Here is a 7,919-nt window from a genome sequence, read left to right as displayed (position 1 = left end):
GGGTACGGGCGAGGAAGGGCATGGCAGCTCACAGATGGTTACCTGTGAGCACCTTAGCGCATTTTTTGTAGCGAGCGGGTTGCTCGCTACAACCCGCCGGCTGTTCGCATCAGCGCTTTTTGCGCACCAGCTTCATCACCACCACAAAGAACACCGGCACGAACACCACCGCCAACGTCGCGGTAATCATCCCGCCAATCACGCCCGTACCAATCGCCTGCTGGCTTGCCGAACTGGCCCCGGTGGCAATCGCCAATGGCACCACGCCGAGAATAAACGCCAGCGAGGTCATGATGATCGGCCGCAGGCGCAAGCGCGCAGCCTTCAACGTGGCTTCGATCAGGTCTTCTCCCTGGTCATACAGGTCCTTGGCGAACTCGATGATCAAAATCGCGTTCTTCGCCGACAAGCCGATGATGGTGATCAAGCCGACCTTGAAAAACACATCGTTGGGCATGCCCCGCAAGGTTACCGCCAGTACTGCGCCGAGCACGCCCAGTGGCACCACCAGCAACACCGAGGTCGGGATCGACCAGCTTTCATACAGCGCGGCCAGGCACAGGAACACGATCAGCAGCGACAGGCCCAGCAGGATCGGTGCCTGTGCGCCGGACAAGCGTTCCTGCAACGACAGCCCGGTCCATTCCTGACCCAGGCCCGCTGGCAGTTGGCTGACCAGGCGCTGGATTTCCTCCATCGCCTCGCCGGTGCTGTGCCCGGGGGCGGCCTCGCCGGAAATGGCGATGGCTGGGTAGCCGTTATACCGCGTCAGTTGCGCCGGGCCTTGGGTCCATTTGGCTTCGACAAATGCCGACAGCGGCACCATTTTCCCGGCGTTATTACGCACGTTGATTTTCATCAGGTCCGCCACCTGGCTGCGCTGGTCGCCTTCGGCTTGCACCACCACGCGCTGCATGCGGCCCTGGTTGGGGAAGTCGTTGACGTAGGCCGAGCCAATCGCCGACGACAGCACATTCCCCACATCCGCAAACGACACGCCCAAGGCGTTGGCTTGCTTACGGTCCACTTCCAACTGCACTTGCGGCGCTTCGGCCAGGGCGCTTTCGCGCACGTTGGCCAGGATCGGGCTTTTCTCGGCTGACGCCAGCAACTCGCTGCGCGCTGCCATCAACGCTGCATGGCCGACGCCACCGCGGTCCTGCAGGCGGAACTCGAAACCGCTGGACGTGCCCAGGCCGTCCACTGGTGGTGGCAGCACTGAGTACGCAATCGCGTCTTTCAATTCGCTGAACGCCATATTGGCCCGCTCAGCAATAGATGCGGCCGAATCCTCGCTGCTGCGCTCGGACCAATCCTTCAAGGTGGTAAACGCCAACGCGGCGTTCTGCCCCGAACCGGAGAAGCTGAAGCCCATGATCATGGTGGTGTCACCCACCCCAGGCTCCTCGGCGTTGTGCGCTTCGATCTGCTCGGCGACCTGCACCGTGCGGTTTTTGCTCGCGCCCGGCGGCAGCTGAATATCGGTGATGGTGTAGCCCTGGTCTTCCACCGGCAGGAACGAGGCGGGCAGGCGCATGAACATCAGGCCCAGGCCCACCAGCAGCACCAGGTAGATCAGCAGGTAGCGGCCGCTGCGCTTGAGGGCATAGGCCACCCAGCCTTCATAGCGGTCGGTGAGTTGCTCGAAGCGTTTGTTGAACCAGCCGAAGAAACCGCCCTTGGCATGGTGCTCGCCCTTGGCTATCGGCTTGAGCAGGGTGGCGCACAAGGCCGGGGTCAAGGTCAGGGCGAGGAATGCCGAGAACAGGATCGAAGTGGCCATCGACAGCGAGAACTGCTGGTAAATCACCCCCACTGAGCCCGCCATGAACGCCATCGGCAGGAACACCGCCACCAGCACCAGGGTAATGCCGACGATGGCGCCGGTGATTTGGCCCATGGCTTTCTTCGTCGCGTCCTTGGGCGAGAGGCCCTCGGTGACCATGATCCGTTCGACGTTCTCCACCACCACAATCGCATCGTCCACCAAAATGCCGATGGCCAGCACCATGCCGAACATGGTCAGCACGTTGATCGAGAAACCCAGCAACAGCATCGTGGCAAAGGTGCCCATCAGCGCAATCGGTACCACCAGGGTGGGGATCAGCGTGTAGCGCACGTTCTGCAGGAACAGGAACATCACCGCAAACACCAGCGCCATGGCCTCCAGCAAGGTGTAGACCACCTTGGTGATCGAGACTTTGACGAAGGGCGAGGTGTCGTACGGAATCTTATATTCCACATTGGCCGGGAAGTAGCGTGACAGCTCATCCATCTTCGCCCGCACCAGGGTCGCGGTGTTCAGCGCGTTGGCACCGGGCGCCAGTTGCACGCTGACGGCGGTGGATGGCTTGCCGTTCAGGCGCGTGGAGAACTGGTATTCCTGGCTGCCGATTTCTACCCGCGCCACGTCGCCGACGCGAACGGTGGAACCGTCCGGATTGGCCTTGAGCACGATGTCGGCGAACTCCGCCGGGGTGGAAAGCTGGCCCTTGACCAGGATAGCCGCCGTGATTTCCTGGGTCTTGGTGCCCGGCAAATCACCAATACTGCCAGCGGAAACCTGGGCGTTCTGCGCGCTGATCGCGTTGTTGACGTCGGCCGGGGTCAGGTTGAAACCGATCAGCTTCTGCGGGTCGATCCAGATGCGCATGGCCCGTTCGGCGCCGTACAACTGCGCCTTGCCCACGCCGTCCAGGCGCTTGAGTTCGTTCATTACGTTGCGCGCGAGGTAATCGCTGAGCGCTACGTCATCGAGCTTGCCGTCACTGGAGGTCAGGGTCACCAGCAGCAGGAAACCCGCGGAGACTTTTTCTACCTGCAAGCCTTGCTGGGTCACCGCCTGGGGCAGGCGTGGCTCCACGGCCTTGAGCCTGTTCTGCACATCGACCTGGGCCATTTCTGGGTCGGTGCCGGGTTGGAAGGTGGCGGTGATGGTGGCCGAACCCAGGCTGCTCTGGGATTCGAAGTACAGCAAGTGATCGGCGCCGTTAAGCTCCTGCTCGATCAGGCTGACCACGCTTTCATCCAGGGTCTGGGCCGAGGCGCCAGGGTACACCGCGTAGATCTCGACTTTCGGCGGCGCCACGTTGGGGTACTGGGCCACCGGCAACTGCGGGATGGCGAGTAAACCGGCCAGGAGGATAAACAGGGCAACCACCCACGCGAAGATCGGGCGGTCAATAAAGAACTGCGGCATGGTCGAATAATCCTTATTGGCGGGAAGCCTGAGCGAGTGGCGTCGGGCTGTCGTCTACCTGGACTTTTTCACCGGGGCGCGCGTGTTGCAGGCCTTCGACGACGATGCGATCACCGGGCTTGAGGCCGCTGCTGACGATCCAGCGATCGTCGATCACCGCACCCAATTGCACCGGTTGCTGGCTGACGGTCTGCTCGGCATCCACCAGCAGCACCATCGGGATACCGGCACTGTCACGGCTGATAGCGCGTTGCGGCACGCTGATGCCTTGTTTGTCGACCGCTTGCTCCAGGCGCACTCGCACGAAGCTGCCGGGCAACAGGTCGAGGTCCGGGTTGGGGAACTCGCTGCGCAGAATGATCTGCCCGGTGCCGGGGTCGACGCTGATGTCGGCGAAGAGCAATTTACCCGGCAGCGGATACAGGCTGCCGTCGTCTTGGATCAGCGTGGCCTTGGCCTGGTCCTGACCGACCTGCTTCAGGCTGCCGGCGCGGAAGGCGCGGCGCAGGTCGTTCAGTTCGCGGGTGGATTGAGTGAGGTCAGCGTGAATCGGGTCCAGTTGCTGGATGATCGCCAGGGGCGTGGCCTCGTTCTGGCCGACCAGTGCGCCTTCGGTCACCAGCGCCCGGCCGATACGCCCGGAAATTGGGGCCGTCACAGTGGCATATCCCAGGTTCAACTTGGCGCGTTCGACGGCGGCTTTATTGGCGGCGACTTCGGCGTTGGTCTGGCGCAGGTTGGCGCGGGCGTTGTCGTAGTCCTGGCCGCTGATGGCGTTGTCTTCCACCAATTGGCTGTAGCGCTGCTCTTGCAGGCGCGCCTGGAACGCGTTGGCTTGGGCCTTGCTCAGGTTGGCCTGGGCGCTGTCGAGATCGGCCTTGAACGGGGCCGGGTCGATGCGAAACAGCACGTCGCCCTGTTTGACGTCGTGGCCTTCCTTGAATACCCGCTGCATCACCACGCCGGCCACCCGCGCGCGCACTTCGGCCACACGCGGCGCGGCGATGCGTCCGCTCAGCTCGCTGGTGATGGACAGAGGCTTGGCCTCAAGGGTTTCGATGCGCACTTTGGCCAGGGGCATTTCCGGCGCTTCCGCGGCTGATTTGTCACAAGCACTCAGGGCTAGCGTCAGGGCCAACAGGCAAAACGGCGCAAACAGATTCTTCGACATGCTCTTATCCCAATAGTGACTGGCGCATCCTAAGTTCACCTGCGCCGCGGTGCTGTGAAGCTGTGTAGGTGGTCTGTGAAGAAATGTAAGGTGCGGCGCGCGGGGCGCCGAGGGCGTATATCCTTGCACAACCTTGCAAAAACTGACGATCCAATGTGGGAGGGGGCTTGCCCCCGGTAGCGGTGAATCAGTCAACGACTCTGCATCTGAAGCACCGCCAACGGAGGCAAGCCTCCTCCCACATTGGATTTGTGTACGACCTATCACTGTATTTTTTGGAAACACCTTCATGCCCAACATCCTCCTGGTGGAAGACGACGCCGCACTCTCGGAGCTGATTGCAAGCTACCTGGAGCGCAATGGCTATCACGTCAGTGTGCTCAGCCGTGGCGACCACGTACGGGAACGCGCACGCCTCAATCCGCCGGACTTGGTGATCCTCGACCTCATGCTGCCGGGTCTCGACGGCCTGCAAGTGTGCCGCCTGCTGCGCGCCGATTCGGCAGGGCTGCCGATCCTGATGCTCACCGCTCGCGACGACAGCCACGACCAGGTGTTGGGTCTGGAAATGGGCGCCGACGACTATGTGACCAAACCCTGCGAGCCGCGCGTGCTATTGGCCCGCGTGCGTACCTTGCTGCGGCGCAGCAGTTTGTCGGAGCCCCAGGTGGCCAACGATCAGATCCACATGGGCAACCTGTGCATCGACCTGTCGGAGCGCACCGTGGTGTGGCGCGAGCAGCCGGTGGAGCTGTCCAGCGGCGAATACAACCTGCTGGTGGTGTTGGCGCGGCATGCCGGTGAAGTGCTCAGCCGCGACCAGATCCTGCAACGCCTGCGCGGGATCGAGTTCAACGGCACCGACCGCTCGGTAGACGTGGCCATCTCCAAGCTGCGCCGCAAGTTCGACGACCATGCCGGCGAGGCGCGCAAGATCAAGACCGTGTGGGGCAAGGGCTACCTGTTCAGCCGTTCCGAGTGGGAATGCTGAGCCATGTTTCGTGTACTGCTGCGCCTCTACCTGATCACCATCGTCACCTACAGTGCGGCGATTTACCTGATTCCCAAACTGGTCATTCAGCTGTTCGAACACCGTTACCTGGATTACAACATTGAGCAGTCCCGTGGCCAGCAAACCCTCATCGTCAAGCAATACCTGCGGGCGCCGGTGGAGCGTTGGTCCCAGGTCACCGAGCAACTGGGCCGCGACTTTGCGCCGCTCAAAGTGCAACTGCTGCTGCGTCAGGACGCCAGCTATACCCCGCAAGAAGCCAAGCTGCTGGAGCAGGGCAAGCCGGTGATTCGCCTGGGAGAATGGGGCTGGATGGAAGAGATCAGCTCGCCGCTCAACCAGCAGTTCGTGGTCAAGCTGACCATCCCGCCAGACCCGCTGGACATGAACCTGCTGTACTGGTCGATGAATGTGCTGATCGGCGCGGCGTTGCTCGCCTGCCTGCTGTTCTGGCTGCGTCCGCACTGGCGTGATCTGGAACGCCTGAAAAGCACCGCCGCTCAACTCGGCAAGGGCAACCTGGCCGAGCGCACCCGTATTCCGCCCAGCTCCAACATCGGCAGCCTGGCGGCGGTGTTCGACACCATGGCCGACGACATCGAACACCTGCTCAACCAACAGCGAGACCTGCTCAACGCCGTCTCCCATGAACTGCGCACGCCGTTGACGCGCCTGGATTTCGGCCTGGCCCTTGCGCTGTCCGAAGACTTGCCCGAGGCCAGTCGCGAACGTCTGCACGGCCTGGTGGCGCATATTCGTGAGCTGGATGAATTGGTGCTGGAGTTGCTCTCCTACAGCCGCCTGCAAAACCCGGCGCAATTGCCGGAGCGGGTCGAGGTGGTGCTCGATGAGTTTATCGACAGCGTGTTGGGCAGCGTCGACGACGAGCTGGAAAACCCCGAGATCGTCATCGATGTCGTGCTTGATTGCGCTGTAGAACGCTTCAGCCTCGACCCGCGCCTCACCGCCCGTGCCTTGCAGAACCTGCTGCGCAACGCCACGCGTTACTGCGACAAGCGCATCCAGGTGGGGGTCAAGGTGTGTCCCAAGGGCTGTGAAATCTGGGTGGATGACGATGGCATCGGCATCCCGCTGGACCAGCGTGAACGTATCTTCGAACCGTTCTATCGCCTCGACCGCAGCCGCGACCGCAGCACCGGCGGCTTCGGCCTGGGTCTTGCGATCAGCCGCCGCGCCCTGGAAGCCCAGGGCGGGACGTTGACCGCCCAGGCGTCGCCGTTGGGTGGTGCGCGGTTTCGCGTGTGGCTGCCCAGCCTCGGTTGATCAGAGCACCTTGACCGCGCGGCCGATGGCCTGGATCGGCCCGGTGGGTTTGCCGGTCGGCGAGCCGCTCGGGTCTTCCAGGGTCAGTTCGAACAATTGGTTAGGCGACAGCGGCGGCAGCCTGTCCAGCGGCAGCGACAGGGTTTGCCCCGGCTTGACCAGCCCCAGGGACACGGGGGCTTGCCAGCCATCACCCTTGGTCCAGAACTGCAGCGCCTTGTCCGCCGGGACTTCCATCACGCCCAACGGGATCAACTGAATCTGCTGATTGTTGCTGGCCTGGATCACCCAGCCGGGCGCCTGGCTTTGGGGGGCCACCAGCACCACCACAAAGGCGGGGTCCGCGATGGGCGGGCGGGTCAGTAATAACGTCGCCAGCACCACGCTTGCCGCCAGCCCGGCACCGGCCAGGCCGCGCCACAAGGCCAGCAGGTTCCACCACGGTACGTCGGCGTCCGGGGTCGCGGTGTTACGTTCGATGCGCCGCCATAACTGCGCCGAGGGCAACACCGGCTCGGCCAACGCGGTCAGGGGCAGCAGGCGCTGCTCCCAGGCATCCACCGCCGCGCGTAACTCGGCATCGTGGGGCAGGCGTTGTTCCACGTCGGCCCGTTGCTCGGCGGGCAGGGTGCCCAGCACGTATTCGCTGGCCAGTTCGTCCAAGGGGTTGTTCATGCCATGCACTCCCGCAGCGCGGCGAGGCTACGTTTGATCCAGGCTTTGACGGTCCCCAGGGGGGTGTCCAACCTCGAAGCGATTTCGCTATGGGAATAGCCGTCGACATACGCATGCAGGATGCACGTGCGGCGGGCCGGATCGAGCTGCTCCAGGCAGGTGTGGATCTGCCCGGAACGCGCGGAAAACTCAAAGGTGTCGGCGGGCGCGGTGACGTGCTCGTGTTCGTCGTCCAGCGGCACTTCACGGTACTGGTTGCGCACCACGTTGAGCGCCAAGTGTCGGGTCACGCTGAACACCCAACCCCGCGCCGAACCACGGCTGGGGTCGAAACTGCCGGCGCCGCGCCAGATCTTGATAAACGCGTCATGCACGATATCTTCGGCCTGCGCCCGGTCACGCACGATACGCAGGGCTACGCCGAGCAAATGGCTGCTGTCCTGCTCATACAGTCGGCGCAAGGCGCGTTGGTCGCCACGGGCACAGGCCAGCAGACAGGCTTCGTAATCAAACACGCACATCCCTCAAATGGCTGAACCCCTGTGGCGAGCATGCTCGCCACAGGCAGCGTAGCGCAG

6 protein-coding genes are annotated in these 7,919 nt (G+C 63.1%); 2 read left to right on the top strand and 4 right to left on the bottom strand.

The features are described from left to right. Positions 1 to 109: 109 nt before the first annotated feature. Together BW43_RS14325 and BW43_RS14330 are read right to left on the bottom strand one after the other, a co-directional pair. A complete protein-coding gene (locus tag BW43_RS14325) occupies positions 110 to 3,199 on the bottom strand; it encodes an efflux RND transporter permease subunit (RefSeq protein ID WP_032886909.1) in 3,090 nt (1,029 codons plus the stop codon). Positions 3,200 to 3,212: 13 nt separating this feature from the next. Continuing rightward, positions 3,213 to 4,370 carry an efflux RND transporter periplasmic adaptor subunit gene (locus tag BW43_RS14330; protein ID WP_032886906.1) on the bottom strand — a complete coding sequence of 386 codons (1,158 nt, stop codon included), beginning with the start codon at positions 4,368 to 4,370 and terminating at the stop codon, positions 3,213 to 3,215. Positions 4,371 to 4,659: 289 nt separating this feature from the next. Between BW43_RS14330 and BW43_RS14335 the strand changes: the two genes are divergently transcribed. Beyond that, positions 4,660 to 5,361, top strand: coding sequence for a response regulator transcription factor (locus BW43_RS14335; protein ID WP_032886904.1), 702 nt, complete (start codon positions 4,660 to 4,662; stop codon positions 5,359 to 5,361). 3 nt (positions 5,362 to 5,364) lie between these two features. Beyond that, on the top strand, positions 5,365 to 6,666 hold the full coding sequence (locus BW43_RS14340) for an ATP-binding protein (RefSeq protein ID WP_032886902.1): 1,302 nt from the start codon (positions 5,365 to 5,367) through the stop codon (positions 6,664 to 6,666). Here the strand turns inward: BW43_RS14340 and BW43_RS14345 are convergent, their stop codons facing one another. Beyond that, the gene (locus tag BW43_RS14345; RefSeq protein WP_032886901.1) at positions 6,667 to 7,341 is read right to left on the bottom strand and encodes an anti-sigma factor domain-containing protein; all 675 of its coding nucleotides are present in this window, start codon (positions 7,339 to 7,341) and stop codon (positions 6,667 to 6,669) included. Beyond that, entirely contained in the window at positions 7,338 to 7,862 is a 525-nt protein-coding gene (locus BW43_RS14350; protein WP_032886899.1) for a sigma-70 family RNA polymerase sigma factor, read from the bottom strand. The genes BW43_RS14345 and BW43_RS14350 overlap by 4 nt, the downstream gene beginning before the upstream one ends. Positions 7,863 to 7,919: the final 57 nt, after the last annotated feature.

Origin of the sequence: Pseudomonas sp. RIT357, from assembly GCF_000632245.1 — a bacterium.
Lineage (GTDB): Bacteria > Pseudomonadota > Gammaproteobacteria > Pseudomonadales > Pseudomonadaceae > Aquipseudomonas > Aquipseudomonas sivasensis.
The sequence above is the reverse complement of the archived record's forward strand: the minus strand, read 5'-3'. Positions and strand labels throughout refer to the sequence as shown.

Coding starts and splice junctions, on each gene's coding strand:
- BW43_RS14340 (WP_032886902.1), top strand. CDS start 5,365: ATGTTTCGTGTACTGCTGCGCCTCTACCTGATCACCATCGTCACCTAC.
- BW43_RS14350 (WP_032886899.1), bottom strand. CDS start 7,862: ATGTGCGTGTTTGATTACGAAGCCTGTCTGCTGGCCTGTGCCCGTGGC.
- BW43_RS14345 (WP_032886901.1), bottom strand. CDS start 7,341: ATGAACAACCCCTTGGACGAACTGGCCAGCGAATACGTGCTGGGCACC.
- BW43_RS14330 (WP_032886906.1), bottom strand. CDS start 4,370: ATGTCGAAGAATCTGTTTGCGCCGTTTTGCCTGTTGGCCCTGACGCTA.
- BW43_RS14325 (WP_032886909.1), bottom strand. CDS start 3,199: ATGCCGCAGTTCTTTATTGACCGCCCGATCTTCGCGTGGGTGGTTGCC.
- BW43_RS14335 (WP_032886904.1), top strand. CDS start 4,660: ATGCCCAACATCCTCCTGGTGGAAGACGACGCCGCACTCTCGGAGCTG.